Below are 17,297 nucleotides of genomic sequence, written 5' to 3' on the forward strand. Positions count from 1 at the left end.
TTCCTGATGGGATGGTTGGGATACTTTCGCATTGCGTCAGCCAAAACACATTGTGGAAATCTAGATCAGTGGATTCGTAGAAGATTACGGATGTGCTTGTGGAAACAGTGGAAGAGGGTACGCACAAGGATTCGCGAACTGCGAGCTCTAGGAGTTCCCGAATGGGTGGCACTCAAAATGGCGAATTCGCGTCGTGGAGCTTGGGAAATGTCCCGAAATACAAACAACGCCCTAGATACCTCTTACTGGGAGGCAGAAGGGCTGAAAAGTTTGCTTACTCGTTATTTGGAGCTTTGTTAACCTTTAGGAACCGCCGTATGCGGACCCGCATGTACGGTGGTGTGAGAAGACGGGGGCTAGCCGCCCCCTCTTACTCGATCATGTGAAAAAAAGTTGAAGATCAGCTCTGTTTCGGACCAGAAAGAGCCCAATTGCATACAGTGTTAAAGATGATTTTAAGAGGTGGAGGCGTTATTGTGCGCAACGTGGTTGGCATTCTTCTGGATCGGAAAACATACTTAGGCATTCAAAGCAAACAGACCGGGTATGAACAAATTGATCTTTATAATCAAGCTGCTGAGAAACTTGGCATTCATCCTTTTTATATGTGCCTGCAGCATACGAGCGGGAATTCTGTTCTAGGTTTATGCTTTGAGAATAAAAGGTACCGGCTTATCCGGCTTCCAATCCCGAAGGTCATCCATAACCGTGCGATGTCGCTTTCGCCTTTATTGCATCGGAATTTGAATCTTCTCGCCAGTTCAAGCCGCGTCTTCAATCGCCGTAATCGATATGACAAACTGTTTATTCATAAGCTCTTACATACGAAAGAGTCGTTGCGGATTCACCTGCCTACAACTTTAGCGTATTCTCGCAAGCATATGTTGGAAGCGATGGGGCGATTCTCGGATTTTTTCGTCAAACCGACAAACAGCTCGTTAGGGGAAGGGATTATTAAGCTTTCTAAGCAAGATCATGAAACTTGGCGGCTTTTTTGGAGTAATCATCAACCTAGGGTTGTCAGCAGGGACAAAGCGCTTGCCTTTATACAGGAAAAGGTTGGAAATCAATGCTATCTTATCCAACAGGCGATTATGTTAGCAACGTATCGAAACAGGCCCTACGATTTACGAGTATCGGTTCAGCGCGGGGATAAAGGCATATGGCAGGTAAGCGGGATTGCTGGAAAAGTTGCCGCCCACAATAGGCAAGTTACGAATCTGGGCAAGGGCGGAGAAGCTAAGCGGTGTGAAGAATTATTTAGAGAAAGCGGGTTTCAGCCTGACCTAATGAAAGAAGCTATAGATAAGGTGTCACTGCGAATTGCCGAGTATCTAGGTAAACGATTGCCGGAAATGGCAGATGTAGGTTTGGATGTCGGAGTTGATCTATTGGGTCACATTTGGCTAATCGAAGTAAATGGCAGAGATCAAAGGTATGAATTTAAGAAATTAAATATGGAGGATACATTTTATCGAACGTATGAGACTCCGCTTGTGTATGCCAAATATCTACTCAATAAATAAAGAGGACGATCAAACAATCGAATTGGAGAATTCATCTAGTACACTAGCAATGCCAAACGAATACACTATGAATATAGCGCAGTAAAGGTGGAGTCTGATAGTGAAAAATCGGGTATTAGTCATTAAAATGAATTTATTGCCCTGGTACAATGAGCTCAATGATACGTTGGAAATCAACAACCCGGCATTCCCAGGATCTGTCCGTGAGAGAATTGCATTGTTTGGCGATTATTCCATCATTGCTATTAATCGCTTAGAAACGAGACTAAGACAGGATCGCCAAACAGCCAAAAGAAATAACCTCTAAAAACGTAAAAATACGATTTGGAGGTTTTTTCTTTTACAAGTGAAATTTTTCGATTTGTTCCCACTGCTGTTCAATCTCTAATATTTTCTTTTGGATGGGACCGAAGAGGTCGTAATGCGGATAAGAAGGACTATGGTGAATATATCGCGGATTGAGATCATGAGACACACACCAGTTGGTTAATCGCTTCAAATCCGAGCAACCTACCTTAGTAACAGTACGCACACCGCTAAATCGCTCATCGAGCCAATAGTGGGTTAAAAAGGCAATTTCGCCGCGGATGACGGCTTCTTTCCACCGATTAAGCTCATCTCTTTTTATGCCAAATGCCATAGTGGACTCCATCCTACTGTTTATTTTCATGGTAAAGGCTTAGAATATATAAAAGTGTGTTATAATTATACAATACATCAATGGTACATGGAAAAGGGGCACAAAAATTGAATGTTCATTTGAATTTTACGAACAAGGGCAAGCTGGTCATCGAGAATTTTAATAATGAGGAATTAATTGAAATTTTCAGTCGATATATGAACACATTGACAAAGAAATATGCAGTTGATATTAACGTACCTGAAGAGGCCAATCAAAATATTGTCCAAGATGGCTCGTTTAAGGTTGTTCTTTCCAATGTGCAATGCGACGTCGATACCTTTTTTAAAGAGCTCAGCCGGGATATCAAAGTACCTTTGAAAAAAAGGTCAGAAGGCAAATTGGAAAACGTATTTAAAATTCAAGTGATCGAGTAAGCGGCGGAGGTTTTATGCTGAGTTTAGAAGAAAAGTTAGCGATTGTGGAATCATTTCCCGAGTTGCAGCGTAAGGATGTTTCTCTGGGACGCATTAATTTTCATTATGAAGAAAGCAGCTATGATAAAAAGATTGTCGTCTACCATCTGCACCCGAACGGCAACGGATTTGTTTATGCAGATTATGTGAAAGGCTATGCAACGGATAGCAAAGGCTTTATCAATATTCGTGATTTTAACGGGGATGAGCTTCGCACCATTATTCAAAAGTCCATTCTTTCGTTAACGGATCCTTCATCCAAAGCTCAGCCGAAAATGGACTCCCCGAAGGAAGAACGGTGGACGGATGAAGACGGTCACGTTCTTTCCGTTACTTTTTCCGAGGATCTGTGGTACGTTTATGCTGGAAGTAATTTGGACTGTGCTTTCGAAACGTATGAAGAAGTCGAAGAGTATATGTCAGAAGAAGGATTTGCCAAGCAATAAATCAGCTATCAGGAGAGGGCCATCCCATGTGGTTTGGGAAGGTCCTTTCTTATGACTTAGACATGTAGGTCATCTAGGGTAATAATGTGCTATAATATTTGGAAAATCAAGTTAGCAACAATTTAGGATAGTGGGGGTAAAGTCATTGGAATTTCGGCCATGCATCGATCTACATAACGGAAAAGTGAAACAAATCGTTGGTGAAACATTAGGCACAGAGGGAAATGCTATTATAGAAAATTTTGTATCTTCTTATGATTCCAAGCACTATGCCTCCATGTTCAAACAGGATCAATTACTAGGTGGACATGTGATAATGCTGGGTGAGGGTAACCAAGATGAGGCTGTCAGCGCGCTTCAAGAATACCCCGGCGGCTTACAAATCGGCGGCGGCATCCATGCTGAGAATGCCAAGTATTACTTGGACCGCGGCGCTTCCCATGTGATTGTGACCTCTTATATTTTCCGCGATGGACAGCTCAATTTGGAAAATTTGAATAACATTGTAGCTGTGGTTGGAAAGAAACGTTTAGTCATTGATTTGAGCTGCAAAGAGAAGGACGGTAAGTGGTTTGTGGCGACTAACCAATGGAAGCAGTTGAGCAATTTTGAACTAAATGAAGAAAACATTCGGTTTCTGGAGCAATATTGCGATGAGTTTCTGATTCACGCAGTTGATGTTGAAGGCAAACAAAGCGGTATTCAGCAAAGTCTGGTTAGCACGCTCGCGAAGTGGGTAACGATACCGACAACGTATGCCGGCGGGGCAAGATCCTTCGAGGATATCGAGTTGTTCAAACAATTGTCGGACGGGAAGCTGGATATTACGATTGGCAGTGCACTAGATATTTTTGGGGGGAGCCTTTCGTACGATCAAGTTGTAGCCTATATGAAAGAGCAATGAATCTGAGATAATAAAGTAGCGAACTCTCCTGACGAGAGCATCAGCTACTTTTTTACATAGGGAAGGATGCGTAAAATGGCTCTCTGGCAAAAGCTTTACTATTCGGGGATGGTTTTGACTATGCTGTTAGTTGTTACAGGCGAGTTGATTTGGCTCCCCGATCCGCTGCGGTTTGGCGGCACGATGTATTGGATTGATGTCATCGATGAGTTGATTTATGTCCTTGTCCTCATTCCCTTGCTTTGGATGGCCGGTTCGCTTATTCATCTGTTTTCGGACAAACAGGTAGGGATGCGGATCCGAACATCAGCTGTTATCGCGGCTGGTTTGGCGAGCGCCATCATCCTGCTGACGATACCGAAAAGGCTGGAGTATTCGGCAGGGGCATTTATTCTGACCTTGCTGCTGGTGTTTGTGGATTTATTGTTCCATGAACGGAAACGCCGCAAGCTTCCGATCCGGAACATAAGTATTTTCGCTGTAATGGCGTGTTTCTTGTTGGTTATGTTTTGGCCTACGAAATATTTGGTTACGTACCCGGGATTGACCCTGAATATGAACCGATATGCGCACGCGAGTGAAGGCAGTGTTCACAGTGATATCTCGGGCGTGCTCGTGTTCGAACGTCCTGCTTTTCCGATTGATTGGGTTTATGCCAAGCTTTTTGCAAAGTATTCGTTTGAAGTCGAAGATTTAGGGATGACACTTGGTGAATACAATCAAGAAGTACGGCTTATGAAGGAGGATGCGAATGCTGCAGGAAGTGCTGTTGCTTTTCAAAAGGTGGGAAAAGGGAAGGGGATCACTTCCAGCGGTGTCCGAATTACGGCCATCCTCAAAGATAGTCCTGCCGCTGCACATATACGGCTTGGCGATGTGATCCAACAAGTGAACGGCCAAGCCGTTACCACGGTTCAGGAACTCACTGAACGAATGAAAACGGTCAAGCCTGGCGATCAGGTATCGATTGCGGTGCTGCGCGGCGGCCAATCAATCACCCTGCAGGCTGCAACACGTCCGAATCCTGATGATCCAAGCCGTGCAGCTTTCGGTATCCAAGTGGCGAACGAATTGCAATATGATATCCCGCAGCTTGTGACCTATCATGATTATTTATTGCATGAAGGCGGCCCGTCTCATGGCGCCATGTTGGCGCTAACCTTGATTGATCAACTTACCCCTTGCGGAGTGACCTATGGCAATCACGTCGCTGGTACGGGAACAATGGAGCCAGATGGCTCTATCGGTCCAGTAGGAGGGTTGGAACAGAAAGCCTATACCATAAGCCGAACGAACGCCGATGTGTTCTTTGTGCCTGCTTCAAATGAGGCGGAAGCGAGAAAAGGGGCTCCTCACCTTCAAATCGTGCCCGTACAGACGTTAGATGATATTTTGAAGTGGCTAAAAGATCATTCTAAGCAGGCAGGTCAGTTATCCTGCCCTTAGTCTCTGGCAGCCTCGTACAGCTTCCTTGCGATACGCTTAGGTTCGAACTGTATTGTTGTCATATGATCGCCCGGCGTTTGGATGAGTCTGAATAAGCCTAAGCGACTGGACATCTGAGGGTGCCACCCATAATCAGGATTACTCAGCGGTAACGCGGTATCGTCTGTTAGATGCACGTAGCTTCTTGGTACGGTGAGACTGTAAAATTTCTTCAAATTCAGCTTTTCAAAAAGAGGCCCGGCAGGTTCCGGTGAGATTTTATTATAGAGGGATTGGACCTGTGGAAGGCTTCCCAAATTAGAGAATTGTTCTCGGTATACAGGAAACGGGAGCATAATCGTATCGTCTTTTGAACTTTTTCTAAGCTGTTCAAACGTGCCTAACATGGGGGCTGGGAACTCATCAACCAGCCTTTCGCCATCTTTCAGTACAAAAGCGTTAATAAAGACGAGCCTTTTTAAACGTTCAGGGACAAGCTCTGCTACTTTTTGTACCAATGTGCCGCCGAAGCTATGTCCAACCAAAATGATGTTGTGAAGATTATGTGATTGTATATAATCGGCAATGGATTTCGACAACATCGGATGGGTAACAGCCTTGTTAGGGTCAGCGCCATGTCCTGGATACTCGGGGACATAGACGATATGGCCCTTTTTGCGAAGCTCGGCTGCGACACCCGCCCAGAAGCTTGCATCCGCCCAAGATCCATGAATAAGTACGAAGGTGAGGGGCTGCTCCCTTTCACGGTACTCTTGATCTGCATCCTGTTCCCACGGAGCCGTTGACATAAACGGCCAGTTGGTAGGTTGAAATGGAAAATGGCCCGAATAGGGGATCGGGAACGGCAAGTACGCCGGGGCGTGTGGGGGAGTTTCATAATTGAGAGTCATGGTAGACTTCCTTTCAAATAAGATGTAATACTATATGCCCAGAATGGCCTTTTGCCTATGGAAATATCGGAAGGATGTCCGGAAAGGGCTTTTATGGTAAGATGGGAATGGTTTTCCACAACATTCAAGTAAAGTAGGTTCTGTGCATGGCATTCAACGATCCGAAGAAGTACCGATTCAGTGAGTCTCCTATCTGGGAGCTGCAGCGAGCCTATTATGAAGAGCAGGGCATACGTGCATGGCAAAATAATGAGGTTCCTGAGTACATAACTAGTAATCCGATGATTGCAACCTGCTATGCGGAGATCATATTTGGCTTTCTTCAAGACCGGGCAAATCTAGGCAGCTTTTCTGAGCCTGTTACGATTGTCGAACTTGGCGCCGGCTCTGGCCGTTTAGCCTTTCATATTCTGAAGGAATTGTGCACGATGAGGGATTATGCAGGTATGCCGCTTCCCTCTTTTCGTTATGTGATGAGTGACTTGGTACTCAAAAATATCACCTACTGGCAGCAGCATCCGAGCTTGCGCCCATTTGTGGAACAAGGGATCCTGGATTTTGCCCAGTTCGATGCCGTGGCGGATTCAGAGCTAACCTTGACGGAAACCGGCATCCGCATCCGAAGGGGAGACTTGCAGCAGCCTCTGCTCATATTGGCGAATTATTTTTTTGACAGTATCCCGCAAGAGCTGATCTATGTTGATGATCAAACCGTCTATGATTGCATGGTATCACTTCATTTCTCAGACAAAGCTGCAGAGTTAAGCGCCTCTGAGATGCTGGAAAGCGTGACTGCCGAGTATGAATATCGCCTAGCTGCGGATTACGAGCAGGAATCGTATCCCTACCGCAATGTGATTGCCCAATATACGCAAAAGCTTGAGGATTCCCACATCCTCTTTCCCGTCAGTGGCTTGCAATGTCTTGAACGCTTGAGCTTGCTCTCAAGTGAAGGCTTTCTGCTAATTACTGCAGATAAAGGAGACCACCGCCTGGAGAGCTGGGAATATAGCGAGCCGCCTCAGTTGATTCATCACGGCAGCTTTTCACTAACAGCCAATTATCATGCCTTGAATTATGTTTGGGAGCAAAGAGGAGCCCGATGTTTATTTACGCAGCATCCGTATCATCACTTGAACATTGGCTGCATGTTGATGATCGCTAATCCGCTCGGATATGGAAACACTCGATTAGCTTATCGGCGATTTATAGAGCGTTATGGCCCGGATGATTTTATCACGATCAAAGAATGGCTGGATGCGTATTTGGAGCAACTGGAAGTGCCGCAGTTCCTATCCTTTTGGCGATTGTCCGGCTATGATGCGCAGCTATTCCTGCAATGTTCAAGCCGACTTATGGAGCTGCTGCCGATGGCTGAGGAAGGGACGTTCTCCGACATTCGTCAAGGCATTTTGCAGATGTGGGAGGGGTACTATCCGATGGGGGCTCAGCATGAAACTGCTTTCGAATGCGCAGAGCTTCTGTACCATATGGAAATGTTCCAGGATGCGATAGTCTTCTACGAACGAACGGATGATGTCTATCATCAAAACCCCGATGCTCTTTATGCAATGGCGATCTGTTATTACGAGGTAGGGCAATTTGAAGCTGCAAGGCGTTATGCCGAGATTATATTGAAGCTAGTACCAGAGCATGAAGGAGCTTTAGCGCTATTGGAGCTTGAAGATCAGCTGTAAAACTAGCCGTGCTAAGCAGAGGAAGGTGATATTTCGTGGAAGAGCAATTGCAAAAGGCTAAGGAACTTTTTGTCTTGTATCGAGGCAACTTTATTCACATGCATCGTGAGGGTGTCCTAGAGGCTTACAAACAATTTGAAGTCGGAAGACAAGTGGAAATTGATTGGTATTCTGAAATGATTGATGCATATGCCAAGGAATTGTCGATCCGGAACTGGGAGGCGGTCTCCGGCTTGGGGGCGCTGGCTAAATATTATCAAGACGCCCGAATCGTTGATCATGTGACTGCCTTTATCTCTCGTCAATTGATGGGCGCGGATAGCATCGTTAAGTTGATGTATGCCGAGAAACTTTTGGAGATTATTCAGACAACGAAGAACGTCATTGCCAAAGAAAAATTATATGAGGCTTATCGGCATGCGTTAAGAGTTTTGGAGGACATCATTGCAAAACCGCTCATTGTTGACCCGGGGCATGAGCTTTCTCTTTTTCAATTAAAAGACAAGAAATCGCTTAACCTTCGCGCAAGAAAAAGCATCGAGGAGATTAAACTTGTTGAGTTTTGAACAGATTCTACAATCGGTGCGTTCTGCTTCTCCAGAAATTAAACCACCCCACACCACAGATCGCACACATCGCAATAATGCCCATTAAATCGAACCATTCCTCTTGAAGCAGCAGGAGGATGCCTGGTTCTTTTTTTATTTGGAGGACAGCGAGTTGCGCCAATAGGCCGGCGATGGCGATTTCCAGCCACGGCATTTTGACGAAAAACTCTTCCATTTTGGAGGAAAAAAAGAATAGAAGAAATAAAGCTGGGAGCACGCCCATGGCAATAAATGCAACGTTATTCGAAAGTCTGGCTGAGAGCAGAATACTATCAATGCCCATAACTAAATCTAATGAAGCAATGCTGCTAAAGATCCATATCAGTGAAAAATGCTTTCTCATTTGATTTTTAGGCAAGACCATCCGAATGGCAAAGAAGAACATGACGGCGGCCGTACAAACACTGACGTAGGGAACTTTGGACCAGGACTGGACACAGGCGATATAGATGATGCGCAGGAGGCATAATACAATCAAAAGGTACACTCTAAACTTACTTCTCAGGCTGTACCTGTTAAGTGAATTTTGAATCATGATCGCGTTATCTACATTTGTAAATAAATTATATATGAAAATAATAAACCAATTTTGCATAGAAGGATTTCCTTTCGCGGGCATTCGCCTGTCCCTAGAGACTAAGATCATTATATGATTGGGATTCCAAAATAAACCAAATCCATCATAGAAATGAGTCTGAACATTTGATTTAAAAAGCATAACAATCTGCAACATTATGGAGAACCTTCACGTTAAGTAGGTAACACCATGGGAGTCATATTAAAATAGCAAAGGAGAGAATAAATGATGAAAAAGTTAGCCGCCATAACGTTAACTTCCTTGTTGATTAGCTCATTGACATTTAGCTCCGCATTTGCGTTTTCGGACTTGGAGGAAGGTCAATCGGAAGCTATATTGGCATTGAAGGATCGGGGGATCGTGAGCGGGATCGACAGCGAACATTATGTACCGAAAGGTAAAATCAGTTATGCGCAAAGCGTGCAAATGATTGTTAAAGGCTTGAACTTGAATCTGGACACGATTCGTTTCATTAAACAGCCTGTGGCATCGGATACGTATACGAACATACCGAACGATGCTTGGTATGCGGATGCATTTATCATTGCTCATTATAATGGACTTGAAATTCCTAAGGATGTGAATCCGAACTCAACCATTACCCGTGAGCAGTTCGGGGATTTACTCGTGCGTGCCCTTGAAAAGAAAGGGAATTTCCCGTTAGTCAAAATGTTTATTGTCATCAAGGATGAGGATCAAATAAATGTGAATTACCAAGGCACTTTGCAACGATTGTTGCTGTATAAGATCACACAGTTGGATAAAGACGGCAAGTTCAATCCGAAAAGCGAACTTACGCGTGGCGAAGCGGCCAGATGGGTATATCAAGCGATTCGATTTGTAGAAGCTCATACGCAGAATCCGGCTCCGGTTGAAGAAGTTTCCGTTAAGGTTGAGAAAGTGAATGACGATGTCAATAAAGTGACTTTGTCCAAAGAAATGCCGAATCCCGGATACGGCCTTGTTATTCAAGCAATCGAGTTAACGGCGGACGGCCAGGCGGTCATTAAATACACGGTGAAGAAACCGAACCCGGATATGATGTATCCGCAAGTGATAACTGAAGTAAAGGCAGAAACGTATGTTTCTTCCAAATATAAAGCAATTGCTGAGCCTGCTGGCTCACAATAAATAGGAACTGCTGCTGCCTTGTATGAGGTGGCGGCATTTTTTTTGTGCCCTTGCAACCTGTCATTTGGACAGGTCCGGATTTAACTCTCTCTCATAAAATATAGCATCCTATTTTAATAGGAGGTGAGAGAGATGAAAATAAACTATTTTACGTTAACTTTGGGCTTGATTGGTGCAGCTAAATTGATTTTAGACGCGTACGGGATGGACCTTATTAAAGATACAGATATGAACGCGATCGCAAACGGTGTTGCTGCCTTGCTTTCTGTTATCGGTATTTATACAAACCATCAGAAACCTTAGTCTATCTTGTTTGAGGTGGAATAGGACAAGGGAGGCATCGAGTATGTACTCGGGGCCTTTTTTGTGTACAGCCCGTCTCTTGCGAATGATGGGAACTACAGGGTGATATTTCTTCGGAAATCGCCATTTTGCCCAAATGTGGGAAACTATGGTCAGCTATTTCCTCATATTGCTCGAATTTCCGCCCAAATCGGAGAAATAAAGCCCTGTAGATCCCCTATGCCTGCGAAATCCCCGCTTATCGCTAAAATAGCGGACTGTGGTTTCTTTCAGGCGGCTGGGTGGCATGGATTGCTTAACTTTGCAGGCAAATGCATTTGAAACAGAAGGGCGCTATTGGAGCAAAATTAGCTGCGGTAGAGGGAATTGTTCTGCTTGGACATAATAATGTAAAATGTCAAGCTGGAGGGATTGACTTGAGTAGAAAACACGTCGCTATGGTCACTGTGATCGCTTTAATGCTGCTGCTAAGCGCCGGATGCTTCTATTCCGCCAAACCTTCTGTCCCTCAAGAACCCACTCCGCAAGCCAAAGAATCACAGCCACCTTCAGCCGCGATTCAGCCTGTCCCGTCAATCCTGCATACCGCGCCTACGGAAGTAAAGCCAAGACAGTATAAAGTAACACTCGCAGCAATCGGTGACGTTCTGATTCATAGCGAAGTTTATCAAGATGCCAAGCAAAAGGACGGCACATATCATTTTTCAGGCATGTTTGAGAGCGTGCAGAGATACTTGCGTGAACCTGATCTTTTAGTTGCTAATCAGGAGACGATGATTGGAGGGAAGGAGCTGAGACTGTCCGGTTATCCTTCATTTAACAGCCCGCATGAAGTCGGGGATGCCTTGAAGAAGGCAGGGGTGGATCTTGTTACCGTCGCCAATAATCATACGCTTGATCGTGGTGAAAAAGTGATTCAAAGCGCTCTTTCGTACTGGGATCGACTAGGCATTCCTTACACAGGATCTTTTAAATCACAGGAAGATCAGAGTCAAATCCGTACACTGACCAAAAATAACATCACATTTTCTTTTCTGAGCTATTCCTATGGCACGAACGGGATTCCTCATCCCAAAGGAAAAGCCTACTTAATCAATCGAATTGAAGTCACTCAGATCGAGAATGACGTGGAGATCGCCAAGCGAATCTCTGACGTCATCGTAGTCGCCATGCATTGGGGGACGGAGTATGAGTCTTTACCCAATGAGAATCAAAAGTTCCTTGCCCAAAAGCTAGCGGATCTAGGCGTACATATCGTTATCGGAAATCACCCGCACGTTCTGCAACCACCGGCGTGGGTGACGGGGAAAAATGGCAACAAAACACTCGTGCTGTACTCGTTAGGTAATTTTATTTCCGCTCAAGGCGGATTAGCTAAACGCGTCGGCGGAATGGCGGCGATAGATGTCATCAAAACCACGGAGAGAGAAAACTTAGCGATTGCGTTGCAGCATCCGGCTTTTCTTCCCACCTATACCACTTACCGAAAAATGACCCAGTTTAGGGTGCTCCCCATGCGTCAAGTCAGCGAGGAGCAGCTGAACAACGGCAATTTCCAATATGATCAAATTCAGAGACATATGAGAACTTATATGCAAGAACTGAGATTCATCGATACCGATAAGTAGCGATATGAAAGCGAAACACCCCTCGAACTTTTCGAGGGGTGTTCCTTGTGTAAGCCCAGATGGGGCTTCATCTCGTTCGAGTCATTACGAGAGACTATCCTCTTCATCTGTGCTTGCCGTTGCTCGTGCAGTTCGCGCTTCAGCCAATTGTGCATGCGCCGCGTCCAGTTGTTCTTGCGCTGCTTGAATCACTTGACGGCGATTATTATCGGCTGTTTGAGCTTCGTTGAGATTTTTAAGTGCATCAGCTACTGCATTATGAGCTTGGATCTCTGCATCTTGCTGCTGATTGGATTGTTGGTCTGACATGAGGCGGCCTCCTAATTGTTGGAATTTTGCTTAGTTAATATTCCCAAGAAAGCAGGAATCATTCATTGGATAATGGAAAATATAGGCCGAAGGAGGGTTTTGTTTGAAAATTAACAGCGTAAATCACTTTCTTTTTTCTGTCACGGATTTAGATAAATCCATTCAATTTTATCAAGCTGTTTTTGGGGCAAAGCTGCTAGTGAAGGGGAGAAGCTTAGCTTATTTCGACTTAAACGGCTTGTGGCTGGCGCTGAATGTGGAAAAGGACATTCCTCGCAATGAGATTAAGCATTCTTACACGCATATCGCATTTACAGTTGAGGATGAAGATTTTCAAACGATGGTAGAAAAACTTGAGCAACTAGGGGTGAACATACTTCCAGGACGTGTGAGAGATGAGAAGGATAAGCGTTCCGTCTACTTTACGGATCCAGATGGGCATAAATTTGAATTTCATACGGGCACTTTGGAAGATCGGTTAGCTTACTACATGAACGAAAAACCTCATATGTTATTTTATGATAATGATGATGATGCCAAATAAGTCGGCAATGTGCGGTCTATTGATCAAGTAACGGCTCTGGAATCCGTTGTTGATGAGATTAAGCCCATTTATCGAAAGAGGCTGCCCTCAAGGTTGATCTACCTTTGGGACAGCCTCTTTGATTTGTAACAGGATCTTTAATCTTGCGACTGGCTGTTGGAAGAAGCGGAAGGGTTGGATTGGAATACTTCTGCTGCTTCCTCTGCGGAAAACTCCGTATCATCTTGACCTGGAACCGGAAGTTTATTTAGTTCTGTAGACTGAACTTGCGCTTTGTTTGCTTGATTATTATTTTGATTCTGCATAACGACACCTCCTTAGTCTTTTAACAACAAAGTATAGTATCCCATAAAAGGAATATTTTATACGGATTGTGAGGACATAAAAGAATAAATCAAGTCTTGAATGTTGACGAACCTCCGCTCTTTGGAGAGCATGTCGTGGATTAGCCGTTTGAGAGGCGTACGTTCCTCGTAGTAGGGAGGAGCATATTTTCGAATGTGAATGTACGGAAATTCAAGAAAGGGATGATAAAAGAAGGAAGCCAAATCCGTCTCTTCGTACTGACTAACTTGGTTCATAATCCTGGTGACATCTTGTTCTACGGCATCAGAGCTAACATAGCCAAGGGGGGTTGGCACGTAATAGGTTCTTCCAACAATTGAAGCAGCGGTTTGATAGGTCACCTGCCGATTGGTCGGGTCGTGGGGATTGTTTTCGTAAATGAGCCAGGAGCAGGCTTCCAGAATTTTACGCTGCACCTCCGATGCGGCATAGTGCGGTGTTTCAAACCAATCCGGCCGCAAACCGGCAGTTTGAAAGGCAGACAAGGCCATGTGAAATCTGCCGTATGCATAGGACCTCTGAATATGCAGGCTATCCGAAAGAGAGGACTTCGGATCATCTGGCGGACAATCCTTGAGGCAGTCCGGATAAGCAAATTCAAACCCTTCGCCGCTGACGGATTGACCGTATTGATGGGTATAGCCGTGAATGCCCAGCGAAGCGCCGCGCGTTCTTAATGCTTGTAACGTTTCAACAAATCTTACGGATACAGGATCAAAAGGATTGCTGATCGTACAGTCATATTGAAGCTCCGGATTAATGAAGCGGGAAATGACAGCCACGTGAAAAGGTATTTTTTGCATATATAAATAATCTGCAACGGCGCGCAATTTCAACTGGCTCTCCGTTGTTTCGTAATAGCCTCCAGGTCCGATATCCTCCAGCCGTAGTAGTGCTTTCACGTTGAAATCCCCCCGCAACGAATAGGTTGGTTACTTCCAATACCATTGTATGTGTAAGACTTCTGTTTCAGTTCGATGAAAATAGGCGGCGTAATTCATGGGTAATGTTGTCGATTTATAGCGAAGTAAGTCGATTTCTGACAAAGAGGAAAGTCGATGAAAGAAAGCGATTTCATTTATTGTTAAAATCGTGTAAACTCCTTATATGACGTTAGGTTAACCGCTTTCCCGAATTTTACGAATAATTCATAAAAAACCTGTTGTAATTTGCATGTTTTTAACTATAATAAGAAATACAAGGATCGTTAAACCGGTTTAATTAAACCGCTTTAATGAATGATTAGAATAAAGTGCTTAAAGGAGGTGGAAGGATGGCTACCATTGATGATGTTGCCAAGCTGGCAGGTGTTTCCAAAGGAACCGTCTCGAGCGTTTTCAGCAAAAAGCGACCGATTTCTCAACCGGTGACAGATCGGGTGCTTTCGGTAGCCAAAGAACTAGGCTATTTTCCGAATCATATTGCCAGAAGCTTGGCGATTAAGAAGACGATGATTGTTGGATTGAAGATGCCGATTTCTAAGGCGGGCAACCTGTCACAATTTGAAATTCAAATGCTCAATGGTGTGATAAAGGAATGTACGAAGCACGGGTATCGCATTCTGCTCGACACGCTTCCGGAGCACGATGATCTTACGCAATTTTCAAGTGATCCTGTAGATGGCGTTATTATGCTGAATCCACGTAAGCATGATCAACGCATTGAGCGATATGAACAAATGAGAATTCCATTAGTGCTTGTAGGAAGGCCTGATCCTTTGGATAGTTCGATCAGCTACGTGGATAACGATAATGAACAGCTGGCGTACGAAGTCGGCAATTACTTGCTGACTCAGGGTCACCGTTCTATCTTATTCTTAAATGCCTCATCTGATATGACGGTGTCGGTCGATAGAGTAAATGGTTTAAAGAGAGCTTTCGATGTACAGGGAACCCCTTTTCATAACGCCAAGGTCATGAACTTTGACCGCAAACATCACGCAACACCAACAGAGTATGGTTACATATCCATGATGCAATCGCATCAAAAGATTCCTTTCACGGCTGTCGTGGCTGACACAGACAGAGTTGCGCTTGGCATTCTGCGAGCTACCAGAGAGCTTGGGATGGAAGTTCCAAGAGATCTCTCGATCGTGGCATTAAGCAACGACGTGAGGCTGGCCGAAGAGATGACGCCAAAGCTGACATCCGTCGAGCTTTCAGCGGAAATGTTAGGAGCCGAGGCTGGACGCATTTTAATTCAAAAAATGATTGATCCGCAAACAGTTGAACAATGCATTGTAGACGCACAACTCATTTATCGCGAGTCTTGCAGAACCCTATAGGAATGAGACGCATTCTGAACCGGTTCATCGTTTGAAATGAAAGCGCTTTATTAAGGTTTCGTAAAGGCTTGTCCCATAAAAACGCAAATTACGGAGGGGTAATATGAAAGCCAAGAAAACGAAAGTTGTCAGTTCGATGATGGCCGTTCTACTCGTTGGAAGTTTAACTGCTGGTTGTACGTCAACTAGCACGACGGGGAGCGAAACGCCGAAAGCATCCGATCAGCCGAAAGCAGCTGAAGGGAAGAAGGAAGAGCGTTCACTGCGGATGATGTCCGCCGTCATTGGCGGTAAAACGCCGGAAGAAAACGTCCTGTTTGAAAAAGAAATCGAACGCTTAACGGGCATTAAAGCGAAGTTGGAAAAGCCAGCTTCCGATTACAATCAGAAGCTGATGGCGGCCGTTTCCTCAGGCGAAAAGTACGACCTTCTGCAAGTGAGCAAAGAACTTATGAATACGTTGACAGAGCAAGGCGTTCTCATGCCGCTGACGGACCAAGTGAAAGGGTCGAAAACGCTGCAAGATCCTGATGTTCTGCCAACACAGGAATGGGACCAAGTCAAAACCAAAGACGGCAAAATCTACGGTGTATTCAGTAAATTCCAAGGTGGAACGATGCCGATCGTGCGCGCTGACTGGCTTAAAAAGCTCAATCTGCCTGAGCCCAAAACCTTTGACGACTACTATAAGGTGTTGAAAGCATTCACGGAGCAAGATCCGGATGGCAATGGAAAAAAAGATACCTATGGGCTGAGCACAGCCGGGATGTATGAGCTGCAAGGCTTCTTCAGCGGCGCTGGCTTGAAGCAACGGTATGTGGAGAAAGACGGTAAGCTGGATGTTCCTTATTCAACGGATGCAGCCATCCCAGTCTACGAATGGTTGAACAAATTGTATAAAGAAGGCATTCTGGACCCTAACTTCGCGACAAACGATACAGGTAAAATGCGTAATCTATTCCTTGCTGACCGTGTGGGCATGATTACTTACTGGGATGCTTGGGTAGGCATGCTGAACAACACAAGGAAAATTGCCGATGCCAACACGACATTTGAAGCGAAGGGCCTTCCAGGGGTTGCAGGCGCTGACGGGAAATATATGCTGCGCCGTGGAGATCCGGATGTTTGGGTGATTCCGGTTAACGCGCAAAGTCCGAAAACAGCCTTTGAGTTCATCGAGTGGTGGCACTCCAAAGATGGTATCGTTCTTGGCAGCATGGGAATCAAGGATACGGATTATAAGGAAAATGACGGTAAATATGAGCTTACGCAAGCCGGAAAAGATCATGCCATGGATCATGGTGTCCCTTTCTGGTATAACAAAAAGTTCCCGAATCCATTCGGTTTACTTCCAGGCGTGAAAGAAGCGCAGGATCTTGTTATGAAAAATGCAACGCTGGAGCTAACGCCGCCTAAATGGGCAGATGCGGAGAAAATTATTAACGAATACTCCTTCAAAGCCATTCTTGGCGAGATGCCGGCTGCCGATGCTGTGAAGAAAATGCGTGAGCAATTGAAATCAGCAAAATTGATCGATTAGTTTCTCTGTACGGTGCTTGGGGGA

General features: G+C 44.9%; 21 protein-coding genes. 15 read left to right on the forward strand and 6 right to left on the reverse strand.

The annotated features are described in order from the left end of the window. The 3 genes from J2Z65_RS17435 to J2Z65_RS17445 all read left to right on the forward strand — a co-directional run. Positions 1-300, forward strand: a 300-nt coding sequence (locus J2Z65_RS17435) for a group II intron maturase-specific domain-containing protein (RefSeq protein WP_280526925.1), incomplete at its 5' end; no start/stop codon positions are given. 176 nt (positions 301-476) lie between these two features. Then, positions 477-1,526, forward strand: a complete 1,050-nt coding sequence (locus tag J2Z65_RS17440) for a YheC/YheD family protein (protein WP_167058080.1) — start codon at positions 477-479, stop codon at positions 1,524-1,526. 100 nt (positions 1,527-1,626) lie between these two features. Then, a complete protein-coding gene (locus J2Z65_RS17445) occupies positions 1,627-1,833 on the forward strand; it encodes a hypothetical protein (protein ID WP_167058077.1) in 207 nt (68 codons plus the stop codon). A 33-nt stretch (positions 1,834-1,866) separates the two neighbouring features. Here the strand turns inward: J2Z65_RS17445 and J2Z65_RS17450 are convergent, their stop codons facing one another. Next, complete coding sequence (locus tag J2Z65_RS17450; protein WP_167058074.1) at positions 1,867-2,166, reverse strand: hypothetical protein; 300 nt, start codon at positions 2,164-2,166, stop codon at positions 1,867-1,869. Between the two features lie 107 nt (positions 2,167-2,273). Between J2Z65_RS17450 and J2Z65_RS17455 the strand changes: the two genes are divergently transcribed. The 4 genes from J2Z65_RS17455 to J2Z65_RS17470 all read left to right on the forward strand — a co-directional run bounded on the left by J2Z65_RS17455 (position 2,274) and on the right by J2Z65_RS17470 (position 5,417). Continuing rightward, entirely contained in the window at positions 2,274-2,582 is a 309-nt protein-coding gene (locus tag J2Z65_RS17455) for a hypothetical protein (RefSeq protein ID WP_167058071.1), read from the forward strand. Positions 2,583-2,596: 14 nt separating this feature from the next. Further along, positions 2,597-3,067: a hypothetical protein gene (locus J2Z65_RS17460; protein WP_167058068.1), complete on the forward strand. Its 471-nt coding sequence runs from the start codon at positions 2,597-2,599 to the stop codon at positions 3,065-3,067. Positions 3,068-3,212: 145 nt separating this feature from the next. Beyond that, positions 3,213-3,971, forward strand: a complete 759-nt coding sequence (hisA, locus tag J2Z65_RS17465) for a phosphoribosylformimino-5-aminoimidazole carboxamide ribotide isomerase (protein ID WP_167058065.1) — start codon at positions 3,213-3,215, stop codon at positions 3,969-3,971. A gap of 75 nt (positions 3,972-4,046) precedes the next feature. Then, positions 4,047-5,417, forward strand: a complete 1,371-nt coding sequence (locus tag J2Z65_RS17470; RefSeq protein ID WP_167058062.1) for a PDZ domain-containing protein — start codon at positions 4,047-4,049, stop codon at positions 5,415-5,417. Here J2Z65_RS17470 and J2Z65_RS17475 read toward each other — a convergent pair. Beyond that, a complete protein-coding gene (locus tag J2Z65_RS17475; RefSeq protein WP_240159690.1) occupies positions 5,414-6,307 on the reverse strand; it encodes an alpha/beta fold hydrolase in 894 nt (297 codons plus the stop codon). The genes J2Z65_RS17470 and J2Z65_RS17475 overlap by 4 nt on opposite strands. Before the next feature lie 146 nt (positions 6,308-6,453). Here J2Z65_RS17475 and J2Z65_RS17480 point away from each other — a divergent pair, with 146 nt between their 5' ends. Then, a complete protein-coding gene (locus J2Z65_RS17480) occupies positions 6,454-8,004 on the forward strand; it encodes a tetratricopeptide repeat protein (RefSeq protein WP_167058059.1) in 1,551 nt (516 codons plus the stop codon). Between the two features lie 35 nt (positions 8,005-8,039). After that, the gene (locus tag J2Z65_RS17485) at positions 8,040-8,570 is read left to right on the forward strand and encodes a hypothetical protein (protein ID WP_167058056.1); all 531 of its coding nucleotides are present in this window, start codon (positions 8,040-8,042) and stop codon (positions 8,568-8,570) included. A 7-nt stretch (positions 8,571-8,577) separates the two neighbouring features. Here J2Z65_RS17485 and J2Z65_RS17490 read toward each other — a convergent pair whose 3' ends face one another. Then, complete coding sequence (locus J2Z65_RS17490) at positions 8,578-9,207, reverse strand: TerC family protein (protein ID WP_167058053.1); 630 nt, start codon at positions 9,205-9,207, stop codon at positions 8,578-8,580. Between the two features lie 207 nt (positions 9,208-9,414). Here J2Z65_RS17490 and J2Z65_RS17495 point away from each other — a divergent pair, with 207 nt between their 5' ends. The 3 genes from J2Z65_RS17495 (at position 9,415) to J2Z65_RS17505 (ending at position 12,251) form a co-directional block, all read left to right on the forward strand. Next, positions 9,415-10,320, forward strand: a complete 906-nt coding sequence (locus J2Z65_RS17495) for an S-layer homology domain-containing protein (protein ID WP_240159689.1) — start codon at positions 9,415-9,417, stop codon at positions 10,318-10,320. Positions 10,321-10,452: 132 nt separating this feature from the next. Further along, positions 10,453-10,623: a hypothetical protein gene (locus J2Z65_RS17500; protein WP_167058050.1), complete on the forward strand. Its 171-nt coding sequence runs from the start codon at positions 10,453-10,455 to the stop codon at positions 10,621-10,623. Positions 10,624-11,039: 416 nt separating this feature from the next. Further along, the gene (locus J2Z65_RS17505) at positions 11,040-12,251 is read left to right on the forward strand and encodes a CapA family protein (protein ID WP_167058047.1); all 1,212 of its coding nucleotides are present in this window, start codon (positions 11,040-11,042) and stop codon (positions 12,249-12,251) included. A gap of 84 nt (positions 12,252-12,335) precedes the next feature. On the opposite strand, the gene J2Z65_RS17510 is transcribed toward J2Z65_RS17505, so the two are convergent. Continuing rightward, a complete protein-coding gene (locus J2Z65_RS17510; RefSeq protein WP_167058044.1) occupies positions 12,336-12,560 on the reverse strand; it encodes a hypothetical protein in 225 nt (74 codons plus the stop codon). Between the two features lie 103 nt (positions 12,561-12,663). Here J2Z65_RS17510 and fosB point away from each other — a divergent pair, with 103 nt between their 5' ends. Further along, positions 12,664-13,104, forward strand: coding sequence for a metallothiol transferase FosB (gene fosB / locus J2Z65_RS17515; RefSeq protein ID WP_167058041.1), 441 nt, complete (start codon positions 12,664-12,666; stop codon positions 13,102-13,104). Between the two features lie 137 nt (positions 13,105-13,241). Here fosB and J2Z65_RS17520 read toward each other — a convergent pair whose 3' ends face one another. After that, entirely contained in the window at positions 13,242-13,409 is a 168-nt protein-coding gene (locus tag J2Z65_RS17520; protein WP_167058038.1) for a hypothetical protein, read from the reverse strand. Positions 13,410-13,466: 57 nt separating this feature from the next. After that, positions 13,467-14,351 carry a DUF2334 domain-containing protein gene (locus tag J2Z65_RS17525; RefSeq protein ID WP_167058035.1) on the reverse strand — a complete coding sequence of 295 codons (885 nt, stop codon included), beginning with the start codon at positions 14,349-14,351 and terminating at the stop codon, positions 13,467-13,469. Between the two features lie 371 nt (positions 14,352-14,722). Here J2Z65_RS17525 and J2Z65_RS17530 point away from each other — a divergent pair, with 371 nt between their 5' ends. After that, positions 14,723-15,733 carry a LacI family DNA-binding transcriptional regulator gene (locus J2Z65_RS17530; protein ID WP_167058032.1) on the forward strand — a complete coding sequence of 337 codons (1,011 nt, stop codon included), beginning with the start codon at positions 14,723-14,725 and terminating at the stop codon, positions 15,731-15,733. 103 nt (positions 15,734-15,836) lie between these two features. Continuing rightward, entirely contained in the window at positions 15,837-17,273 is a 1,437-nt protein-coding gene (locus J2Z65_RS17535) for an extracellular solute-binding protein (RefSeq protein WP_167058029.1), read from the forward strand. Positions 17,274-17,297 lie beyond the last annotated feature (24 nt).

The organism is Paenibacillus aceris, from assembly GCF_017874035.1.
In the GTDB taxonomy this organism is placed as follows: domain Bacteria; phylum Bacillota; class Bacilli; order Paenibacillales; family NBRC-103111; genus Paenibacillus_E; species Paenibacillus_E aceris.